Source organism: Sphingomonas sp. RB1R13, assembly GCF_036663775.1.
Classification (GTDB): Bacteria; Pseudomonadota; Alphaproteobacteria; order Sphingomonadales; family Sphingomonadaceae; genus Sphingomicrobium.
The window spans coordinates 698,388-719,165 of record NZ_JAXOJM010000001.1; the positions used below are offsets into that span (position 1 = coordinate 698,388).

At 65.5% G+C, this 20,778-nt stretch carries 19 protein-coding genes; 9 read left to right on the top strand and 10 right to left on the bottom strand.

The window, feature by feature from the left end; all coding sequences use genetic code 11:
• Positions 1 to 10: 10 nt before the first annotated feature.
• Positions 11 to 985 carry a magnesium transporter CorA family protein gene (locus U1700_RS03285; RefSeq protein WP_332750108.1) on the bottom strand — a complete coding sequence of 325 codons (975 nt, stop codon included), beginning with the start codon at positions 983 to 985 and terminating at the stop codon, positions 11 to 13.
• 146 nt (positions 986 to 1,131) lie between these two features.
• Here U1700_RS03285 and U1700_RS03290 point away from each other — a divergent pair, with 146 nt between their 5' ends.
• Both U1700_RS03290 and U1700_RS03295 read left to right on the top strand, forming a co-directional pair.
• Complete coding sequence (locus U1700_RS03290; RefSeq protein WP_332750110.1) at positions 1,132 to 1,692, top strand: DUF2585 family protein; 561 nt, start codon at positions 1,132 to 1,134, stop codon at positions 1,690 to 1,692.
• Positions 1,693 to 1,772: 80 nt separating this feature from the next.
• Positions 1,773 to 2,297: an acyloxyacyl hydrolase gene (locus tag U1700_RS03295; protein ID WP_332750112.1), complete on the top strand. Its 525-nt coding sequence runs from the start codon at positions 1,773 to 1,775 to the stop codon at positions 2,295 to 2,297.
• Position 2,298: 1 nt separating this feature from the next.
• On the opposite strand, the gene U1700_RS03300 is transcribed toward U1700_RS03295, so the two are convergent.
• From U1700_RS03300 to U1700_RS03310, 3 genes are read right to left on the bottom strand one after another with little or no spacing between them, the layout of a single operon-like run.
• On the bottom strand, positions 2,299 to 2,823 hold the full coding sequence (locus U1700_RS03300) for a DUF4142 domain-containing protein (protein WP_332750114.1): 525 nt from the start codon (positions 2,821 to 2,823) through the stop codon (positions 2,299 to 2,301).
• A gap of 56 nt (positions 2,824 to 2,879) precedes the next feature.
• Entirely contained in the window at positions 2,880 to 4,271 is a 1,392-nt protein-coding gene (fumC, locus tag U1700_RS03305; protein WP_332750116.1) for a class II fumarate hydratase, read from the bottom strand.
• A gap of 32 nt (positions 4,272 to 4,303) precedes the next feature.
• Positions 4,304 to 5,296, bottom strand: a complete 993-nt coding sequence (locus U1700_RS03310) for an adenosine kinase (RefSeq protein WP_332750117.1) — start codon at positions 5,294 to 5,296, stop codon at positions 4,304 to 4,306.
• A gap of 88 nt (positions 5,297 to 5,384) precedes the next feature.
• Between U1700_RS03310 and U1700_RS03315 the strand changes: the two genes are divergently transcribed.
• A complete protein-coding gene (locus U1700_RS03315; protein ID WP_332750119.1) occupies positions 5,385 to 5,756 on the top strand; it encodes a hypothetical protein in 372 nt (123 codons plus the stop codon).
• Here the strand turns inward: U1700_RS03315 and queG are convergent.
• On the bottom strand, positions 5,753 to 6,781 hold the full coding sequence (gene queG / locus U1700_RS03320; RefSeq protein WP_443025870.1) for a tRNA epoxyqueuosine(34) reductase QueG: 1,029 nt from the start codon (positions 6,779 to 6,781) through the stop codon (positions 5,753 to 5,755). The genes U1700_RS03315 and queG overlap by 4 nt on opposite strands.
• A gap of 35 nt (positions 6,782 to 6,816) precedes the next feature.
• Between queG and U1700_RS03325 the strand changes: the two genes are divergently transcribed.
• Positions 6,817 to 7,758, top strand: coding sequence for an ABC transporter ATP-binding protein (locus tag U1700_RS03325; RefSeq protein WP_332750123.1), 942 nt, complete (start codon positions 6,817 to 6,819; stop codon positions 7,756 to 7,758).
• A complete protein-coding gene (locus tag U1700_RS03330; RefSeq protein ID WP_332750125.1) occupies positions 7,759 to 8,991 on the top strand; it encodes an ABC transporter permease in 1,233 nt (410 codons plus the stop codon).
• Here the strand turns inward: U1700_RS03330 and U1700_RS03335 are convergent.
• Positions 8,988 to 9,749: an isocitrate lyase/PEP mutase family protein gene (locus U1700_RS03335; protein ID WP_332750127.1), complete on the bottom strand. Its 762-nt coding sequence runs from the start codon at positions 9,747 to 9,749 to the stop codon at positions 8,988 to 8,990. The two genes, U1700_RS03330 and U1700_RS03335, sit on opposite strands and share 4 nt — an antisense overlap.
• Positions 9,750 to 9,836: 87 nt before the next feature.
• On the opposite strand from U1700_RS03335, the gene U1700_RS03340 reads away from it, so the two are divergent.
• Positions 9,837 to 11,633, top strand: coding sequence for a M14 family metallopeptidase (locus tag U1700_RS03340; protein ID WP_332750129.1), 1,797 nt, complete (start codon positions 9,837 to 9,839; stop codon positions 11,631 to 11,633).
• A gap of 3 nt (positions 11,634 to 11,636) precedes the next feature.
• Here U1700_RS03340 and U1700_RS03345 read toward each other — a convergent pair whose 3' ends face one another.
• The 4 genes from U1700_RS03345 to U1700_RS03360 all read right to left on the bottom strand — a co-directional run bounded on the left by U1700_RS03345 (position 11,637) and on the right by U1700_RS03360 (position 15,823).
• Positions 11,637 to 12,443: a LytR/AlgR family response regulator transcription factor gene (locus U1700_RS03345; RefSeq protein ID WP_332750131.1), complete on the bottom strand. Its 807-nt coding sequence runs from the start codon at positions 12,441 to 12,443 to the stop codon at positions 11,637 to 11,639.
• Complete coding sequence (locus tag U1700_RS03350) at positions 12,440 to 13,654, bottom strand: sensor histidine kinase (protein WP_332750132.1); 1,215 nt, start codon at positions 13,652 to 13,654, stop codon at positions 12,440 to 12,442. The genes U1700_RS03345 and U1700_RS03350 overlap by 4 nt, the downstream gene beginning before the upstream one ends.
• Positions 13,655 to 13,737: 83 nt before the next feature.
• On the bottom strand, positions 13,738 to 15,330 hold the full coding sequence (locus U1700_RS03355) for an amino acid permease (RefSeq protein WP_332750134.1): 1,593 nt from the start codon (positions 15,328 to 15,330) through the stop codon (positions 13,738 to 13,740).
• Between the two features lie 115 nt (positions 15,331 to 15,445).
• A complete protein-coding gene (locus tag U1700_RS03360) occupies positions 15,446 to 15,823 on the bottom strand; it encodes an HIT domain-containing protein (protein WP_332750136.1) in 378 nt (125 codons plus the stop codon).
• Positions 15,824 to 15,871: 48 nt separating this feature from the next.
• On the opposite strand from U1700_RS03360, the gene U1700_RS03365 reads away from it, so the two are divergent.
• From U1700_RS03365 to U1700_RS03375, 3 genes are all read left to right on the top strand, one after another.
• Positions 15,872 to 16,354 carry an SspB family protein gene (locus U1700_RS03365; RefSeq protein ID WP_332750138.1) on the top strand — a complete coding sequence of 161 codons (483 nt, stop codon included), beginning with the start codon at positions 15,872 to 15,874 and terminating at the stop codon, positions 16,352 to 16,354.
• A 53-nt stretch (positions 16,355 to 16,407) separates the two neighbouring features.
• On the top strand, positions 16,408 to 18,333 hold the full coding sequence (locus tag U1700_RS03370) for a M1 family metallopeptidase (protein WP_332750140.1): 1,926 nt from the start codon (positions 16,408 to 16,410) through the stop codon (positions 18,331 to 18,333).
• A gap of 96 nt (positions 18,334 to 18,429) precedes the next feature.
• On the top strand, positions 18,430 to 20,772 hold the full coding sequence (locus U1700_RS03375) for a putative bifunctional diguanylate cyclase/phosphodiesterase (protein ID WP_332750141.1): 2,343 nt from the start codon (positions 18,430 to 18,432) through the stop codon (positions 20,770 to 20,772).
• Positions 20,773 to 20,778 lie beyond the last annotated feature (6 nt).

The window sequence follows — 20,778 nt, forward strand, 5'->3', positions numbered from 1 at the left end:
CGGTCGGCTCCTAGATCCACCCGCGCTTGCGCATGTAGAACCATGGCAGCACGCCGCTCAACACCATGATCACCAGCGCCATCGGATAGCCGTAGATCCACTTGAGCTCGGGCATATGCTCGAAGTTCATTCCATAAATTCCGGCGACCAACGTCGGCGGCATGAACACTACCGCGGCCCAGCTGAACAACTTCATCGCTGCATTCTGCTCGATCGAGATCAGCCCCAGCGAGGCATCGAGCTGGAAGGTCAACTGCTCGGACAGGAAGCTCGAATGGTCAATCAGCGCGGAGACGTCGGCGATCATGCTGGCAACATGATCGCGCTCGTCGTCCAGCCGTTTTACCCGCTGGGTGGCCGACAGGAAATGGAGCAGCCGGCTCGTGCTCACCGCCGTCTCGCGGATTCGCGAAAGCAGCGATTGCGCCCTTCCGATCCGTGTCAGCAGCGCGGTCAGCCGCTTGGCCGGAATCCGTCGCTCGTCCATGTCTTTGGCAAAAATATGCAGCGACAATTTCTCGCTCTCGCCATGCGACCGCTCAATCTCGTCGGCCAGCCGATCGACGATCGCATCGAGCAGGCGGATGAACATGTGGCATGCATCCGACGCCATCGTCGGTTCGCGCTTATATTGCTCGGCCAGCAATTTGAACGGGCGCGGGTCGGCGTAGCGCACCGTGACCAGTTGATGCTCGGTCAGCAGAAAGGCGATCGGGGTCGATGTCGGCTCGCCCTCGTCGATCCCGACCAGCGTCGACACCGTCATGTAAAGCGTGTGGCCACGCTGGTAGAGTCGGCTCGACGGTTCGATTTCCTGCAGGTCGGCGCGGGTCGGCACGTTCGACCCGATGAACTTCTCGGCGAGGGATTCCTCCTCGCGGGTCGGCTCGAGCAGGTCGAGCCATACGACATCGGCGGGGATGTGGGTGGTCGGCGTGACCTCGATCGGCGAACCGTCGCAGTTGGGACCGAACAAGCGAAGCATCGCGGCCGGTGTCGCGCGCCCCGACGCACTTGGCAAGCGTCAAGCGCTCCCCGTCATCCCGGACTTGATCCGGGACCTGCCTGACCTCCGCACAGCGAGTCCGATGGTTGCATAGTCTGGAAAGGATTCTCGACTATGACGACCCCATGATCCGTTCGCGCCCCGGGCTGAGGCCGCTGCTCCTCATCCCGCTGGCCGCCGCGATCCTCCTCGCGATGGGCCGCCCGCCGATCTGCACCTGCGGCTATGTCTCGCTATGGGTGTCGAGCCCGGCCAGCGCCGAAACCAGCCAGATGCTCGCCGACTGGTATAGCATGAGCCACCTCATCCACGGCTTTCTCTTCTTCGGGCTGCTATGGCTCGTCGCCCGCCGCCTTTCGCTCCCGACCCGCCTGGCCATCGCCATCTGCATCGAAGCGGCATGGGAATTCGCCGAAAATAGCCCGTGGATCATCGAACGCTATCGAAGTGCAACCGCATCGGTCGGCTATTCGGGCGACAGCGTGCTCAACTCGGTCAGCGACATCAGCATGATGGCGATCGGCTTCCTCATCGCCCGCCGCCTGCCGCTGTGGGCCTCGGTCGCCACCGTCATCACCCTCGAACTCATCCCGCTCGCCGCCATCCGCGACAATCTTACCCTCAACATCATCATGCTGGTCCACCCAATCGACGCCATCCGCACTTGGCAGGCCGCCGCGATCTGACGGTACCAAAGCACTTGCCATTTGCTCGCTTGACCTGGGATCAGGCCGACGCGAAAGATGTTGGATCAGAAGGAGTTACGATGATCCGCCTGTCCCGCCTAGCGCTGCTCCTGACCGTGTCCAACGGTGTCGCCTTCCCCGCCTCCGCGACCGAGCTGTTCGGCGGGATCTACAGCCACGCCGTCTCGACCCCGTTCAGCCTCGAAGGCGGCCGCGAGCAGGGGGTCGACCTGATGCTCGGCATCCGCGGCGGCAAGATCATCCCCGGCCTCGGCCTCCAGCCCTACGCCTTCGGCGCGCTCAACAGTGCCGGCGACACCAGCTACGCCGCTGCCGGCCTGTCATGGCGCTTCGGCAAGACCTTCTATGTCCGACCGGGCATCGGCCTCGCCATCCACAATGGCTCGGCCGGGCGGTTCGACGACCCCGACCGCATTGCCTTCGGCAATCGCATTTTGTTCGAGCCCGAACTCGGCATCGGCTATCAGCTCAACCCCCGAACTTCGGTCGAGGCCAACTGGATCCATATGAGCCAAGGCCAGGTCTTCAGCCGCCAGAACCCCGGCATCGACAATATCGGCGCCCGGGCAAATTTCGCCTTCTGACCTAGAGGCCCTGCAACATGGCAAGGTGGCGGCGGATGACCTGCACCGCCGAAATGGCGACCGGGCGCAACGTCGGGCTCGACCCGCGCGCGGCATAGTCGCTGTGCAACCGAAGCGCGACGCGGTGAAGTTCACCCTGCTGGCTGCGATAGGCGCGGTCGAAGTCGGGGCTTGCCGTTAGCCCGTCGAGCATCGACTGATGGCGCGGCAATAGCACGGCTGCGGGCAAGACCCCCAACCGCCGCCCAGCAAAGGACAGCTGCGCTGCCAGCCCGACATGCTCGTCGATCATCATTCGCGCATAGTTGCGAATCCGCGGATTGCCCGAGCGGGTGAAGGACAGTTGCGACGACTTGACCATCAACAGGTCGAGCGATCCGGCCTGCTCGACATAGTCCGCCGGGGAGAGGCCAAGATCGACCGTGATCGGCGGCGGCACCGGCGTCGGCCGCTCGCCACCCGTCGAACAGGCGCAAACCAGCGCCGTCATGCCGAGCGCGAGCGCCCATTTCATCTTCTTGCTCATCATTGCCCCGTCCCCTGTCGGGGCCAGCCTAACCCAGCTTGCATCGCGACGCCAATCTAGCGCCCGAGCATCGATTCCGGAATGACCACCCGGTCGAACGTCGCCTCGTCGACCAGCCCCAGCTCGACCCCGGCCTCCTTCAGCGTGAGCCCCTTCTTGTGGGCATATTTGGCAATGGTCGCGGCATTGTCATAGCCGATCTCGGGGGCTAGCGCGGTGACCAGCATCAGCGACTTGTTCATCAGCTCGGCGATGCGCACCTCGTCGGCCTCGATCCCGCCCAGCGCGCGCTCGGTGAAGCTCTCCATCCCGACCGACAGCAGGTTGATCGACCGGATCACATTGGCGCCGATCAGCGGCTTGAACACGTTCAACTCCAAATGGCCCTGAAGCCCGCCGATCGTCACCGCGACATGATTGCCCATGACCTGTGCCGAGACCATCGTCAGCATCTCGCACTGGGTCGGATTGACCTTGCCCGGCATGATCGAGCTGCCCGGCTCGTTTTCGGGCAACTTCAATTCGCCCAACCCGCAGCGCGGTCCCGATCCGAGCAGGCGGATATCATTGGCGATCTTGCTGAGCGAGACGGCGACGACGTTCATCACTCCCGATAGCTCGACCAAGGTATCGTGCGCGGCCAGTTCGGCGAATTTGTTGGGCGCCGAGGTGAACGGCAGCCGGGTCAAGTTGGCCATTTCCTTGGCGAATGCCTCGCCAAAGCCCTTGGGCGCGTTGAGCCCGGTGCCAACCGCAGTGCCCCCCTGCGCTAGCCGGAACAGCCGCGGCATGACGCCTTCGACCCGTGCGATATTGTCGGCGATCATCTGGGCATAGCCCGAGAATTCCTGGCCGAGCGTTAGCGGGGTGGCGTCCTGCAAATGGGTTCGCCCGATCTTGACGATATGGTCCCACTGCTTCGCCAGCTGATCGAGCCGGGCGTGGATCAGCTTCAAGGCCGGGATCAGCCGGTCGCTCACCCCGCGCGCCGCCGCGACATGAAGCGCAGTCGGGAAGCTGTCGTTCGACGACTGGCCCTGATTGACATGGTCATTGGGGTGGACCGGCGACTTGCCGCCGCGCGCGCCGCCAAGCTGCTCGTTGGCGCGACCGGCAATCACTTCATTGGCGTTCATGTTCGACTGGGTGCCGCTGCCCGTCTGCCAGATGACCAGCGGGAATTGTCCGTCGAGATCGCCCCGCGCGACTTCGGCTGCGGCTTGCTGGATGGCTTCGGCAACGTTGGCGTCGAGCCCGCCGATGCGCGCATTGACCCGTGCGGCGGCCTGCTTGACGAAGCCCAGCGCGTGGACGATCTCGATCGGCATCCGCTCACGCTCGCCGAACGGAAAATTCTCGATCGAGCGTTCGGTCTGCGCGCCCCAATAGCTGTCGGCAGGAACGTCGATTGCGCCGAAGCTGTCGGTTTCGCTACGCGTGCTGGTCATGTCGAGACTCCCGGCTGAGTGAATGGATCGAATTAAAGCAATTCTCCGGCGAGCGCCCTGAGGTCCGCTTCGGGCCGCGCGCCATAATGCTGGATGACTTCAGCCGCGGCGATCGCGCCGAGCCTGAGCGACACTTCCAGCGATTTCCCCCGCGCCTGGCCGGCCAGGAATCCCGCCGCGAACAAGTCCCCCGCGCCGGTCGTGTCGACCAGCTTCGCAATCGGCTCGGCGGCAACCTCGGCGCGCTCCTGGCCCGACACCGCGACCGCACCCGCCGCGCCGCGCGTGACCGCCAGCACGAGAACCTTGGGCGCCACCGCAGCAACCGCGCTGTCGAAGTCGGCCGCTCCGGTCAGGCTGAGGATCTCGTCCTCATTGGCAAACAGGATGTCGATCCGGCCGTCGTCGATCAGCCGGTTGAAGCCGTCGCGATGGCGCGAAATACAGAAGGCATCGGACAGCGAGAAGGCGACCTTGGTCCCCGCCGCCCGCGCCGCGTCGATTGCCGCCTCCATCGCCGCGCGGGGCTCTTCGGGATCCCACAGATAGCCTTCGAGGTAGAGGATCCTGGCCGTCGCCACGTGCGCCGCCGAGATGGCGCTGGCGGGAAGCCGCTGCGCCGCGCCAAGGAAGGTGTTCATCGTGCGCTGGGCGTCGGGCGTGACCAGGATCAGGCAGCGCGCGCTAGCACCGACGTCGTTGCGGGTCGGGGTGCCAAACTCGACCCCAGTCGCGCGCAGGTCGTGCGCAAAGATCTTGCCCAGCTCGTCGTCGGCGACCTGGCCGATGAAGCCCGCGCTTAGCCCTAGCGCGGCAAGTCCGGCCACAGTGTTCCCTGCGGATCCGCCGCTGCTCTCGCGCCCCGGGCCCATCTTGCCATAAAGCGCGACCGCCTCAACCTCGTCGACCAGCCGCATTGCCCCCTTGTCGAGCCCCTGCGCAACAAGGAAGGCGTCGTCGGCATCGGCGATCACGTCGACGATCGCATTGCCGATGGCGAGCACGTCGAGGGGCTTGTCGGTCATATCTGGTCCTGCCGGGAAATAACGAATGCGCGCCGGTTAGCGGCGGGGGGCGGATGACACAACCGCCGCGCCCGGCTAGCAAGCCGCGATGCGCCGTTTCGTTCGCCCCATCGCCACCGCCTTGACCCTGCTGCTGGCCGCCTGCGCCAGCGACTCCCGCGCGCCGGTCGACGTGCCGCCACCCGTCTCGGCCGGGTCCGGCGTGCATCAGCACGGCCGGCTGATCGGGCTTGCCATTCCCGACCTTGGCGAATTGTTCGGCACGCCGAGCTTCCAGGTCCGCGAAGGCGCCGGGCTCAAGCTGCAATATCGCGGCGGCGGCTGTGTCCTCGACGCCTATCTCTACGCCCCCGAAAGCGGCCAGGGGGTCGAGCGCGTGACCCATGTCGACGCACGCCTCACCAGCGGCGCCGACACTGACGCCGCCGCCTGCGAAGCCCAAATCGAGCGCAAGCGCTAGGCCAGCCGGGCGAGTGCCCATTCGGCCGCCTCGGCGACCACCGGGTCCGCATGATCGACAAACCGCTCGACCCTCGGGCGAAGGTCCGCCGACCCGCTATTGCCCGCCGCGACCAGGCAATTGCGCATCATCCGCGCCCAGCCGATGCGCTTGATCGGCGAGCCCGCAAACATCTCGCGAAACCCCGCCTCGTCAAGGCCGAGCAGGTCGCCGAGCGCGGGTGCCGCCAGTTCGGCTCTCGGCAGAAATGCCTGATTGGCCCGCCCTGCCTCGGCAAAGCGGTTCCACGGGCACACCGCCAAGCAGTCGTCACAGCCATAGATTCGATTGCCCATCGCCGCGCGATATCGGGTCGGGATCGGCCCGTGATGCTCGATCGTAAGGTAGGAAATGCAGGCCCGCGCATCGATCCGGTGGGGCGCGGTGATCGCGCCTGTTGGGCACGCCTGGATGCAGCGCGAGCATGACCCGCAATGGTCGCTGGCGGGCCCATCGGGGACGAGCTCAAGGCTGGTCATGACGATGCCGAGGAACAGCCAGTTGCCATGCTCGCGGCTGAGCAAATTCGTGTGCTTGCCCTGCCAGCCGATCCCCGCCGCAGCGGCAAGCGGCTTCTCCATCACCGGCGCTGTATCGACGAACACCTTGAGCTGGCATCCCGTCTCTTGCGCCAGCCATCGCCCAAGCGATTTCAGCCCCTTCTTGACCGCCTTGTGATAGTCGCCGCCCTGCGCATAGACCGAGATCCGCCCGCGTTCGCTTACCCCCGCCAGCGCCAGCGGATCCCTGGCCGGGGCATAGCTCATCCCCAGCGCGATGATCGACCGCGCCCCGTCCCACAGGCCGGTGGGGGACTCCCGCTCATCGGCCCGCGCCTCCATCCACGCCATGCCCCCGTGGCGCCCCTCGCCGAGCCACTCGCGCAGGCCCACGCCTGCCTCGGGCGCCGCATCGGCGGCCGCAAATCCGCACGCAACGAACCCCAGCTCGGCGGCTTTTTCGCGAATCCGGGTTTCGATGCTCATTGTCATTTACCCTCGACCCTCTACCACTTGGCGCCATGAACGATACTGGCGTCGCGCTGACCGCGCACAATCTCATCAAGGATTTCGGCGACAAGCGGGCGGTGGACGGGGTCAGCCTGTCGGTTCCGACCGGCGCCATCTACGGCATCCTTGGCCCCAACGGCGCGGGCAAGACGACCACGCTGCGCATGCTGCTGGGGATCATCGACCCGTCGGCGGGAAGCTCGACCCTGCTCGGCCGGTCGAAGCCGATCGAGGCGGCGCGCGAAGTGGGCTATCTTCCCGAGGAACGCGGCCTCTACCCGTCGATGACCTCGGTCGATGCGATCGCCTTCATGGGCGCGCTTCGTGGCCTGCCCTTGCGCGAAGGCAAGCGCCGCGGGCGCGAACTGCTCGAGGGGCATAGCCTCGGCGCCTGGGCCAACAAGCCGATCCGCACCTTGTCCAAGGGCATGGCGCAGACCGTCCAGCTGCTCGGCACCCTGGTCCACAAGCCCCGCCTGATTGTCCTCGACGAACCTTTCTCGGGGCTCGACGCGATCAACCAGGCCAAGCTCGAGGAACTGATCAAACGCGAGGCGGCATCGGGCACGACCATCATCTTCTCGACCCACGTCATCGCCCACGCCGAACGCCTGTGCGAGCGGGTCGCGATCATCGCCGAGGGCAAAGTCGCGTTCGAAGGCGAAGTCGATGAAGCGCGTGACCGGCTCCGCCCGATCGTCCGCCTCAAGACTCGCTCGGCAGAGGGTCCATGGCGTGTCGCGATCCCCGGCGGCGCCCGGCGCGACGGCGACGAATGGACCTTCGAATTGCCCGAGGGCGGGCCTGAGCCCTTGCTCCGCGCGCTGCTCGACGGCGGCGCGGGGATCGAAACGCTGGCAATCGAGCGCCCGGGCCTTCATGACGCATTCGTCGCCATCGCCGGCGAGGCCGCCGCGCGCGCCATGGCCGAGCAACCGGCGGAGGTCGCCTGAATGATCAAGCTTCCAGAAATCATCCGCGCCGCCTTCGTCATTGCCCGCCGCGACTTCACCGCGACGGTCCTTCGCAAGACCTTCCTCCTGTTTCTTCTCGGGCCCTTGTTCCCGGTGCTGATGGGGGTTGGCTTCGGCGGCATGGGCGCCAAGCTTGCCGAGGACAGTGTCAAACCGGCGGTGGCGGTGATTGCCTCGCCGACTGACTTCGCCCCGCTCGCCGCCGCCCGCAACCGGCTGGCGGCAGTGTCCGGTGACCCGCCCGTCGAACTGGTCCAGACCAACCCGACAGGCGACCTTCCCGCTCAGCGTGCGGCGCTGCTCGCCCAGAAAAGCCCCGCAATCATGGCCGTGCTCGACAGTTTCCCGGCGAACCCGACGCTGACCGGGACGGTCCATCCCGATGGGCGCACCGCGGCCCAGCTTGACCATATCATGTCCGACGCGCGCGACCGCGCCGCCGATAACGGCAGCGTCGGCTCCGCGATTACCGTGGTTTCGACCGAGCAATCGGGAGGCACGCTGGCCAGCGCGCAGGGCCTGACCGCGCGCGCCGGCCAGACGATCATCTTCCTGCTCACCATCCTCCTCGCGGGCGCGGTCCTGTCGCAGCTGATCGAGGAGAAGTCGAACAAGGCGATCGAAATCCTTGCCGCCGCCGTGCCGGTCGAGGCGATCTTCGTCGGCAAGCTGTTCGCCATGCTCGCCATCTCGTTCGTCGGCATCGCCGTGTGGGTCACCGCCGGAGCGATCGCCATCTCGGCCTGGAGCCCCGGCGGCCTCTCGGGCCTCCCCGCTCCGGCCGTCGGCTGGCCCTTGTTCATCGCGCTGACGGTCGCCTATTTTTCGATGGCCTATCTGCTAATCGGGTCGGTGTTCCTCGCCATCGGCAGCCAGGCGGGCAGCGTCCGCGAGATTCAGACGATCAACATGCCGGTTGTCCTCGCCCAGAGCGCCATCTATTTCTTCGGCGCCTCGGCGGTCGGCCATCTCGACGAGCCGCGCGGGCTGGCAGCGGCGATCTTCCCGCTTTCCTCGCCGTTCACGATGATTGCCCGCGCCGCCGAGCAGGACCTCATCTGGCCGCATCTCGCCGCCTTGCTGTGGCAGGCACTGTGGGTCTCGCTGATCCTTCGCGGCGGTGCTCGCCTGTTCCGTCGCAGCGTGCTGAAATCGGGACCTCAGGGCAAATGGTGGAAACGAGCCAAGGCCATCCCCGACATCAGCGTCTAGCCAATCGCCTCGCGTGCGCGTTCCTCTAGAGTTGCCATCAGCGCGCGATGCGGGAAGGGTCCGTGACTAATTCGCGCTATCCCCGCCCCGGCCCATTGCGCGCGCGTCGGCCCGCCCGGATAGGCAATGGCGTTGACCGGTAGCGAGGTCGCCCGCACGACCCGCTCGACCAGCTTGAGGTCGCCCAGTCGCGGAATGAAGAAACCACTTGCCCCGCTGTCGGCGAACACCCGCGCCCGCTCGATCGCCTCGTCAGCCAGCGCCGCGTCATGCGCTTCGGGCTTGACCTTGAGGAAGATGTCGGTGCGCGCGTTGATGAAGAAAGCATCCCCGACCGCGCGCCGGATCGCGGCAATCCGCTGTCCCTGCAGCGCCAGCGGATGGACCCCCTCCCCGCCGATCACCTGGTCTTCGAAATTGCAGCCGACGACCCCCGTCGCGGCGAGAATGGCGACATTCTCGGCGCCGCGCGCGGGATCGGTCGAATAGGCCCCTTCGAAATCGACCGACAGCGGCAGGTCGACCGCTGCCATGATCCGCGCCGCGTTGGCCAGCACAAAAGCGATCGGCACGGTCTCGCCATCGGGCCAGCCATTGGCGTCGGCGACGGGATGGCTGCCGGTGGCGAGCGCCTTCGCCCCCGCTGCGCCGACCGCCTTCGCACTGCCCGCGTCCCACACGTTGAACAGCACCACCGGGTCGCCGGGCACGTGCAGCGCAGCAAAACGGGCAAAGAGCGACGGGCTGGGTGTCGGCATAATCGGATCTCCCGCAAGGATTCGCCCCCAAACTAGGCCTCACCGCGGCCGATTGCCATGCCAGATCGGCGTCCCTAGTCTCGGCTCATGCGCACCTTTTCCCTTGCTATTGCCGGCCTTGCTCTTCTGGCTTCGAACATCGCGGCACAGCCCGCCAATTTATCCGCGCCTTTGCCGCCGACCCTACCTTGGCATGGCGCCAGCGAGGCCCTGGTCGCGACCCCAAACGACCCGTGGATCACCCCGATCGAGGCGAGCGGCTTCGACCGCACTCCATCCTATGCCGAGACTCGCGCCTGGCTCGAACGCTTGGTCGCCGCCTCGCCGCTGCTTCGCCTCGAAGTGTTCGGCCACTCCGCCCAGGGCCGCGAGCTTTACGCCATCCGCGCCTCGAAACATGGTTCCGGCGCAAAGCCCTTGCTGTTCGTCCAGGCCGGAATCCACTCGGGCGAAATCGACGGCAAGGACTCGGGCATGATGCTGCTGCGCGACATTGCGCTGCGCGGCAAGGACCGGCTGCTCGACCATGCCGACCTGGTATTCGTGCCGATCTTCAACGTCGACGGGCATGAGCGAACCTCGCCCTTCAACCGCCCCAACCAGCGCGGGCCGGTCAACCAGGGCTGGCGCACCACCGCGCAGAACCTCAACCTCAACCGAGATTATCTCAAGGCCGACACGCCCGAAATGCGCGCCATGCGGACCTATCTCAACCGCATCCAACCCGACCTGGTGCTCGATCTCCACGTCACCGACGGGGTCGATTATCAATATGACATCACCTTCGCCTTCCCCGGTTGGGCAGGCTATTTCGCCCACTCGCCGGCGATCGGCCGCTGGCTCGACACGCGCTACCGCCCGGCGGTTACGGCGGCGCTGGCGGGGCAGGGGCATATCCCCGGCGTCTATGTCGACGCGCTCGACCCGCGCGATCCCGACAAGGGGATTGCGCTTAGCCCCGACACGCCGCGTTTCTCGACCGGCTATGGCGACCTTGCCCGCCAGCCGACGGTGCTGGTGGAAACCCACTCGCTCAAACCCTATCGTCAGCGCGTGCTCGGCACCTATGTGCTGGTCGAGGAGTCGCTGCGGCTGCTCGGCGCCGAGGGGGCCTCGCTCGACCAGGCGATCGCCACCGACCGCGCCAGCCGCCCGGCGACCGAGGTCATGACGTGGAAGGCAAGGCCGACGCCGCTTTACGTCATCCCCGACTATAAGGGCATCGCCCACACGCTCCGCCTGTCCCCCGCATCGGGCGGCAGAGAAATAAGCTGGCTCGGGCGTCCGGTGACCCAGCGCATGCCCGTGATCGGCAAGGATCCCGACACGGTCGTGACTCTTCCCGCCGCCTGGTGGGTGCCCGTGACCAAGCCCGACGTCATTGCGCTGCTCAAGCTGCACGGGGTCGAGGTCGAGACGCTGGCCGCCCCGCGCACCATCACGCTCGACATGGTCCGCCTGCGCGGGCCCAAGCTCAAGGCCGCCGACGAGGGCCATGTCCCGCTCGTTGCCGCCGCCTATGCTCATTCCGCGCGAAGCGAGACCTACCCCGCCGGGTCAGTCCGCGTATCGTCCAACCAGCCGCTCGGCCTCCTCGCCGCCGCGATGCTCGAGCCCGAAAGCCCCGATTCGCTGCTGGCGTGGAATTTTTACCCCGAGATCCTGATGCGGACCGAATATATGGAGGGCTATGTCATCGCCCCGCTTGCCGAGCGGATGCTTGCAACAGATCCTGCGCTTCGGGCCCAGTTCAAGGCGAAGCTCGCCGCCGACCCGAAATTCGCCGCCGACCCCGACGCACGGCTCGGCTGGTTCTACGAGCGCACCCCCTATTACGACGATCGCTTCTTGCTCTATCCCGTCGGGCGCGAACTGAAGAAATAGCGGTTAGTGAACGAACCGCGCGACCACATCACGATAGCTGCGCGACACCTTCACCTGCGCCCCTGAGTCGAGCACCAAGAAACATTCGCCATTGGTGTGCGGTTTGACCTGCTTGACCAGGTCGAGGTTGACGATCGTCGAACGGTGGACCCGCTGAAAGCGTCTGGGGTCGAGGCGCTTTTCCAAATCCTTCATCGTTTCGCGCAGGATCAGCGTATTGTCGCCGGTCTGGATGCACATATAGTCGCCCGCGGCGTCGATCCGCTCGATCGTGTCGACGTCGACGCGGAAGATCTGGCCCTGGTCGCGGATGTTGATCATCTTCTCGAAGCGGTTGGCGGCATGTCCGTCGCTGCTCGTCTCCTCAGCCAGCGTCTCGGCCGCCTCGGGAGCATGTTCCTCGAGCGCTTCCTTCAGCCGTCCGGCTTCCTCGGCCCCGCGCCGCTCAGCCAGCCGCTGGCGAACCCGGTCCATCGTCGCCGCCAGCCGATCCTCCTCGACCGGTTTCATCAGATAATCGACCGCCTGCGCCTCGAACGCGCGCAGCGCATGGTCGCCATAGGCGGTGACGAACACAAACAACGGCGGTTCGACTTCCATCAGCCCCTGAATGACTGAAAACCCGTCGAACCCCGGCATCTGGATGTCTAGGAAGACAAGGTCGGGCTTGTCGGTCTTGATCGCGCGGATCGCCTCGCGCCCGTTGGCGGCGGTGGCAATGATCTCGACATCGTCATGCGCCTGGAGCCGCAGTTGCAGTCCTTGGGTCGCAAGCGGTTCGTCATCAACGAGGATGGTGCGGATGGTCATGATCGATACTCGCTCTCGGACGGGATTTCCAGGATAACGCTATAGCCCCCCTTATCGTTCGCTCGACTCTCGAATCCATGCGCTGCGCCGTACGCCTGGGTCAGCCGGTCGCGAATATTGGCAAGTCCGACCCCGGTCGACTCGGTCGCCGTGCCGTGGCCGCCCGCCCCCGCCCCGCTGTCGGCGACCTCGATCCTCACCGCGCGGCCTTCGCGGGACGCGGTGATCCAGATGTCGGCGCCCTCCTCGCTCGGCGTGACGGCATATTTGATAGCATTTTCAACCAGGGGCTGAAGCAGCAGCGACGGCAGCCGCGCGCCGATCGTTTCGGCATCGATCCGGAAATGCGGGCGAAGCCGATCCTCGAAGCGCATCTTCTCAATCTCGAGGTAGAGCTTCAGCGTCTCGACTTCCTGCGCCAGCGTTACTTGTGCGGTCGGCTCGTTGATCAGCGTGTAGCGCAGGAAACTCGCCAGCCGCGACAGCATCGCATTGGCCCGCTCGGTCTGGCGAAGCAGCACCAGCGTCGAAATCGAATTGAGCGTATTGAACAGGAAATGCGGGTTGAGCTGGTAGCGCAACATCGCCAGCTGGGCCGACGAGGCCTGGCTCTCCATTTCCTCACGCTGCTCGATTTCTTCCTCGAGCAGAAGGTAATAGTTGATCCCATAGTAAAGTGCCGACCATGCCGCGAGCAGCGCGAAATCGAGCAGGATCGCACCGAGATACTCAATCCCCACCGGGCGTGCGTCGGGCCGCACGAAGGTCGCATTGCTCCACGTCTCGATGAACGAGAAGGCGGCCGAGGCGAACACTACCGTCCCCAAGCTGATCGTCGCGGTCCACAGCGATCGCATCGTGATCAGCCGGCGATAGAGCGATGCCATCAACAACGTCAGCGAATAGCCGGTCGCGGTCAGCAGCAGCGTGTGGACCAGGAACATCAGGCCCATGGAATTGGCGATGCCGTTCAGCGAGCGGAGGATGAAATATCCCGTCCACCCGGCCGACTGGAGCAGCCAGAACGCCTTGTTCTTGTCGTCGAAAAAAGGGCTGTCGAGGTTGACCCGTTCGAGGATCGGGCGCGCCGGTCCCTTGCCCGATGCCGCGCTCTTGCGGCGCACCGGATATCGCGGCGCGGCGGGCACCGGTTGCGCGGCAGCGTCATCGCGCGCTGCCTCGTCGATCATCCGCGCACCGTCAGGCGCCATGGAAGCTTCGCGGGATAAGGGTCGTCATCGGGTCGATATAGGCGGAGCGCCGGGAAAGCCCAAGCGCCCCGCCCTATCTGAGCTCAGGCGTCCCGGCCGCCAGGGGTATGCGCGCCCGGCAGCGGCGGGACCGGCTGCGGCGGCGCATCGGGGTCGAGTTCATTGACCTCGCTGCGACCAAGCCCGACATGGCTGCGGCTGCGCGAATAACCAAAATAGATCAGCAACCCGATCGCGCCCCAGCCGAACAGCACCATCTGCGCCACGAACGGCAGGAACAGGTAGAGCCCGACGCAGCCGACAATCGCCAGCGGCGCGACCACATAGATCGCCGGGGTGCGGAACGGACGATGGCGGCTGGGGTCCTTCTTGCGCAGCACCATCACCGCGATGGCGACCATCGCGAAGGCGAACAAGGTTCCCGAGTTGGAGTAATCGGCCAGCTTGCCAACCGGCAGGAAGGCCGCCGCGATGGTCACGACAATGCCCGTAAAAGCCGTCACGACGTGCGGGGTCTTGAAGCGCGGATGAACGCTGGCCAGCTTCTCGGGGAGCAGCCCGTCGCGTGCCATGACGAAGAACACGCGGGTCTGGCCGAACATCATCATCAGCACGACCGACGGCAGCGCGAGGAAGGCGGCAACCCCCATCAAATTGCCGATCTTGGTCCAGCCGACGCTGCGCAGCACGTGCGCCAGAGCCTCGTGGCTGCATGCCAGCGGCTCCCTCACGCCACTCGCCACGATTGCGGCGCAGCGCGCAGCTAGCTCGGACGAACCTGGCGAAAGCACTTCGCCATTGACACCGGCGACCGGCTGGGCCCCGATCGCGCCGATCGCACCGGCGGCAACGAGCAGGTAGAAGATGGTGCAGATCGCCAGGCTTCCGATCAGTCCAATCGGAACGTTGCGCTGCGGGTTCTTGGTTTCCTCGGCCGCAGTCGAGACCGCATCGAAGCCGACATAGGCGAAGAAGATCGACGACGCCGCGCCAACGACCCCGATCGTGCCCCAGCCATTGGGCACGAACGGATGGAATTCGACGCCCTTCATGACCGGGACGGTGAGGATGATGAACAGCGTTAGCGCGGTAATTTTGATCGACACCAGCACGGCGTTGAAGCGTGCGCTTTCGGTCGTCCCGGCGATCAGCAGCAGCGTGACAAGGATCGAGACGACGACGGCCGGCAGGTTGATCAGCCCGCCCTGGCTTGGCCCGACCGCAAATTCCTTGGCGATGGTCATGTTGGGGATAAATGGCAGGAAGTCATTGATATGGCCCATGAAGCCGACAAAATAGCCCGACCAGCCGACCGCCACGGCCGATGCGCCCACGGCATATTCCAGGATCAGCGCCCAGCCGACCATCCACGCCATCAACTCGCCCATCACGGCATAAGTATAGGTGTAGGCCGAGCCCGATACCGGAACCATCGACGCCAGTTCGGAATAGCACAGCGCCGCAACCGCGCAGACGAAGCCGGCGATGACGAAGCTGAGCAGCATGCCCGGCCCGGCCTTTTGCGCGGCTTCGGACGTCAGCACGAAAATCCCGGTGCCGATCACCGCGCCGACCCCGAGCATGGTCAGCTGGAACGCGCCGAGCGATCGGTGCAGCCCCTTCTTCTCGGCGGTCGCGAGGATCGCGTCCAAAGATTTTACGCGGTCGAACAACATGGACTTCCCCTTGGGCTGCGCGCTCGGGCGCGGGCTTATTGGGCGCAGAGCCTAGCGTGTCGCGCGGTTCGCGCAATCCCTCCAGATCAGAAGGGCTTATCGCGCCAGCCGACGGCTATCGCGCCAGCATCGGCCCGAGCGGCGCCCCGCCAAACAAATGGACGTGCAGATGCGGCACTTCCTGCCCGCCGCGCTTGCCGCAATTGCTTAGCAGGCGATAGCCCTGCGCCGAGGCCCTCGTCATCCGCGCAACGTCGCCCACCGCGCGCACGAAATCGCCGATCTCGGCATCCGACGCCTTGGCCGAAAAATCGTCCCACGACACATAGGCGCCCTTGGGAATCACCAGCACATGGATCGGCGCCAGCGGGTGGAGATCATGAAAGGCAAGGCTGTGCTCGCTTTCGTGGACTTTCTTGGCGGGCAATTCCCCCCGCAAAATCCGCGCGAATACGTTGCTGTCGTCGTAAGGCAGGCTGGCATCGATTGGCATCTTATCTCTTCCGCTTGACCGGGGCGACCCCGGCGCTACCACGACACGATGGTCGACGACACGCCTGAAAGCCTCATTCCCTATGACGAGATCGTGCAGGAGGCGCTGCGCGAGGTCGTGGGCCGGGTTCTGCGCGAAGTCGAATCGACCGGCGTGCTGCCGGGCGGGCATCATTTCTACATCACCTTCCGCACCCGGCTCGCCGGCGTGTCGATCCCCAGGCACCTCATGGAGCGCTTCCCCGAGGAGATGACGATCGTCATCCAGCACCGCTTCTGGGACCTCAAGGTCGAGGACGAGTTTTTCTCGGTCGGCCTGTCGTTCGGCGGCATTCCCTCGACGCTGGTCGTACCGTTCGCGGCGGTCACCGATTTCGTCGATCCGGCGGTCGACTTCAGCTTGAAGTTCCTCGCCAGCGGCGCCCCGCTCGAGCATGAGACCCACGATCTTCCCCAGAACGACATCCCCGTCACCCCCCAGGTCGACGATGGCAGCAACGTCGTCGCTGTCGACTTCACCCGCAAGAAATAGCCCGACCGAAAATAGCCCGCGCTGTTGCTGCGGGTCCAACCCCAGGACCGATCATGCGTAACCTGATTGCCGTCACTGCCTTCGCGCTCGCCTCCTGCCAGCAAGGCGCGCTGCCCCAGGGCAACGCCGCCGCCCCAACCACCGCCAGCGCCGGCGACATCGCGCCGATCCTCGATGCCCCCGACGCGGTTGATCCTCACAGCTTCGCCAAGCCGCTCGACGCGCGGGTCACCCATGTCGCGCTCGACCTCGATGTCGACATGGCGGGCAAGCGCATCGCCGGCACCGCCGCACTCGACGTCGATGCCAGGCCCGGGGTCGATACCATCATCCTCGACGACAAGGGCCTCGACATCGCCTCGATCGATGACGGCCATGGCAAGGCGCTGCCGTGGCAGGTCGGCGCGGTCGACCCGAAATTGGGCGCCCCGCTGACCGTCCGGATCGGCGCCGCCCGCCACTTCGTCGTCCACTACAAATCGGCCCCCGACGCCGGCGCGCTGCAATGGCTGACCCCGGCCCAGACCGCCGGAAAGAAACTCCCCTTCCTGTTCAGCCAGGGTGAATCGATCGAGAATCGAAGCTGGATCCCGACCCAGGATTCGCCCGGCATCCGCCAGAGCTGGGAAGCGAGGATCACCGTGCCGGCCGGCTTCACCGCGGTCATGAGTGGCCAGAAGGACGATCGCGCCGATTCCGCCGCCCTCCCCGCCGGCAAGGCGCGCTTCGCCTATCGCATGCAGCATCCGGTCCCCAGCTACGGCATCGCCATCGCCGTCGGCGACCTCGCTTTCCGATCGCTTGGTGCCCGCACCGGCGTCTGGGCCGAACCCGCCACGTTGCCCGCCGCCGCCACCGAGCTCGCCGACAGCGAGAAGATGGTCAGCGCCGCCGAGCAGCTTTACGGCCCCTATAAATGGGGTCGCTACGACGTCATCGTCCTGCCGCCCTCCTTCCCCTTCGGCGGGATGGAAAACCCCAACCTGACCTTCCTCACCCCGACCTTCATCGTTGGCGACAAGAGCCTCGTCAGCCTCGTCGCCCATGAGCTGGCACACAGCTGGTCGGGCAATCTGGCGACCAACGCGACGTGGGGCGACATCTGGCTGAACGAGGGCATGACGACCTACGCCGAGCGCCGTATCGTCGAGCAGCTCTATGGCAGGAAAGTCGCATCGCAGCAGGTCGCGCTCGGTATCGACTCGCAGGACAAAGCGGTCACCGACGCCGGCGGCCCGACCTCGAAGGACACCCAGCTTCACCAGAATCTTGCGGGCCGCCACCCCGACGACGGGCTGACCGACATCGCCTATGAAAAAGGCGCTGCCTTCCTTCGCGTGATCGAAGCCGCGGTCGGACGCCCGGCATTCGACGCCTATCTGAAGGGCTGGTTCGATCGCCACGCCTTCCGCCCCGTCACCTCGTCGATCTTCCTCGCCGACATTCGTCAGCATCTGATCAAGGGCGACAAGGCGCTCGAGACAAAGCTGATGCTCGACGACTGGGTCTACCAGCCCGGCATCCCCGCCAACGCCATCCCGGCCGATCCCGCCGCCTTCGCCGACCAGAACAAGGCGGTCGCCGCCTTTACCGCCGGTGGTGCGCCAGATCCCGCCGCGTGGGGCCATTGGACGACCGACGAGCGGCTGCAGTTCCTCACCCATGTCCCGCGCACGTTTGCCCCCGGCCGCCTCGCTGCCCTGAACACCGCGTTCGCGCTCAACGACAGCCCCAACAGCGAAGTCCGCTTTGCCTGGCTCGACCTCGCCATCGCCAACCGCTTCGACCCCGCCCGGCCGAGTATCGCTCAGTTCCTGCTGGCCAATGGTCGCGGCAAGTTCGTCAAGCCGCTGTTCAAGGCGATGGCCAAGGACAGCGCTTGGGGCCGGCCGATCGCCAACGCCCTCTATCCCCGCGCACGGCCGCTCTATCACCCGCTCGTCACCCGCGAGCTTGATCCGCTTGGACTCTCAAAATAGATGCCGACTCGAAAATAAGCGATATTTGAGGGCTGGCCTTAACTCGCTCTAAACCCTCCCCGGCCTATTCCTGCATCCTACCAATTGGACGTGGGAATGTACGAAGCACCGGACCGATATAAAAGGCTGACTGCTGCCCGGCTCCCGGGTGGGGAATCGCTCGGGCTGACCAACCAGGTCGGCGACGACGACGGCTCCTCGCCGCTTCGCGATATCCAGCTGATCTCGCGTGGCCAGCTTGCCGTCTTCTTCTCGGCTGCCAACATCGTCGCGATGCTGTGCGTCTGCGCCGCGCTATGGCCGAATGTATCGGCCATCTATCTGGCGCCATGGGCCGCTGGGGTCATCGGCGCCAACCTCCTTGCGACCAAATTTGCCCAAACCCAGGCGATCACCCACGTCGGTCGCTCGGGACGCAATGTCCCCGCGCTGCACATGAAGGGTGACGTCGTCGGCCGCGCAATCGTCTGGCTGTCGCTACCGCTCTACCTGTTCCCCTCGCTTGGCCCGTCGGACCAGATCGTGGTCGCCTCGCTGACCGCCGCGGTTGGCACCGCCGCGGTCGGGCTGATCATGATCCCGACCTGCGCCACCGTTTGGCTCAGCGCGTTCGTCGCCGGGCTCACCGTCGAACTTTTCCTTGGTCGTTCCTCGATCCCGTTCCAGCACATGCTCGGGGCAGTGTTCACGCTTGGCCTCGCCGTGCTCGGGGTCTTGTCGATTGCGCGCTGGGCGTTCGAACAGCTCAAGACCAATGCCGACATCGGCAGCCAGAGCGAATCGGCCTCGCTCCTGCTCCAGGAATATGAACAGCGCGGCGTCGGCTGGCTGTGGCAAATCGATGCCGACAATCGGGTAACCTATATCTCGAGCCGGATGACCGCGCTGCTCAATCGTCCTTCAGCGCAGATCCTCGGCCATTCGCTGCCCTCGCTGCTCGGCGGCCATGCCGAGCTGGGCCGCGTCCTGCTTCACAAGCAGGCCTTCACCTCGCTCGAAATGGAGCTTGGCACCGCGCGGGGCACGCGCTGGATCTCGATCGCCGGCGATCCGATCATCGATACCGCCGGGCGCTTTGAAGGCTTTCGCGGGGTCGGATCGGATATCACCGAAGTTCGCCAGACGCAGGAACGACTGACCCACCTCGCCAATGTCGACGTCCTGTCGGGGCTGCCCAACCGCGGTCGGGTCCGCCAGCTCCTCGGAGAGGCGTTGCGCGCCGCCACCGTGGGCAATGTGCCGTGCGCGATCATGTTCCTCGATCTCGACGGGTTCAAACCGGTCAACGACACCTTTGGCCACCCCAAGGGCGATGCTGTCCTCCAAGCGGTAGCCAAGCGGCTATGCGACGAAGTGGCCGGCGACGGCCATGTCGGGCGGATGGGCGGCGATGAATTCGCCATCGTCATCCCCGACGCCCAGTCGCGCCGCAAGATCGAGGGCCTGGCCGACCGCATCATCCGATCGATCGCACAGCCCTACATGATCGACCAGACGGAGATCATGATCGGCGTGTCGATCGGTTGCGCCTTCGGCCCGATCGACGGCGCGACGGTCGACGACCTCATTCTCAAGGCCGATCTCGCCTTGTACGAGGCCAAGGGCGCCGGGCGCGGCATGGCCAAATATTTCAGTTCCGAACTCCAGTCCGAGCAGGAGGACCGCGTCCGCCTCGAATCCGACCTCCGCCAGGCGATCGCGCTCAAGCAGTTCCACTTGCTGTTCCAGCCTTTGGTCTCGGCCAAAAGCCAGAAGCTCGTCGGGTTCGAAGCCCTCATCCGCTGGAATCACCCCCAGCGCGGGCTGGTCCCGCCGTTCGTGTTCATTCCCGTCGCCGAGGAATCGGGGCTAATGCCGACCATCGGCGACTGGGTCATTGAGGAAGCCTGCCGCGCCGTCGCGACCTGGCCCGAGCCGCTCACCCTGGCGATCAACATCAGCCCCAAGCAGATGATCCAGCCGGCCCTGCCCAACATCGTCAGCCAGGCACTCGCCCGGCACAAGGTCCCGGCCAACCGACTCGAACTTGAAGTCACCGAAGGCGTCTTCATCGGCGATAACGGTGCGACCCTCGACGTGCTTCGCCGTTTGCGCAGCCTCGGCGTCGGCATCGCGCTCGACGATTTCGGGACCGGCTATTCGTCGATCGGCTATTTGAACAAGGCGGTGTTCCACAAGCTCAAGATCGATGGCAGCTTCGTCCGCGAGGCCGGCACCCGGCCCGAAAATGTCGCGATCATCCAGTCGATCGTCCAGCTCGCCAAGTCGTTCCGCATGTCGGTCACCGCCGAGGGTGTCGAGACCGCACAGGATTTTGAACGGATGCGCGAGTTGGGTTGCGACACGATCCAGGGCTATCTCTTCGGCCGCCCGCTCAGCTACGCCCGCGCCAGCGAAATGGCCCACGGTCTCAGCGCGAAGCAAAAACTGGCGGGCTAGCGGGGG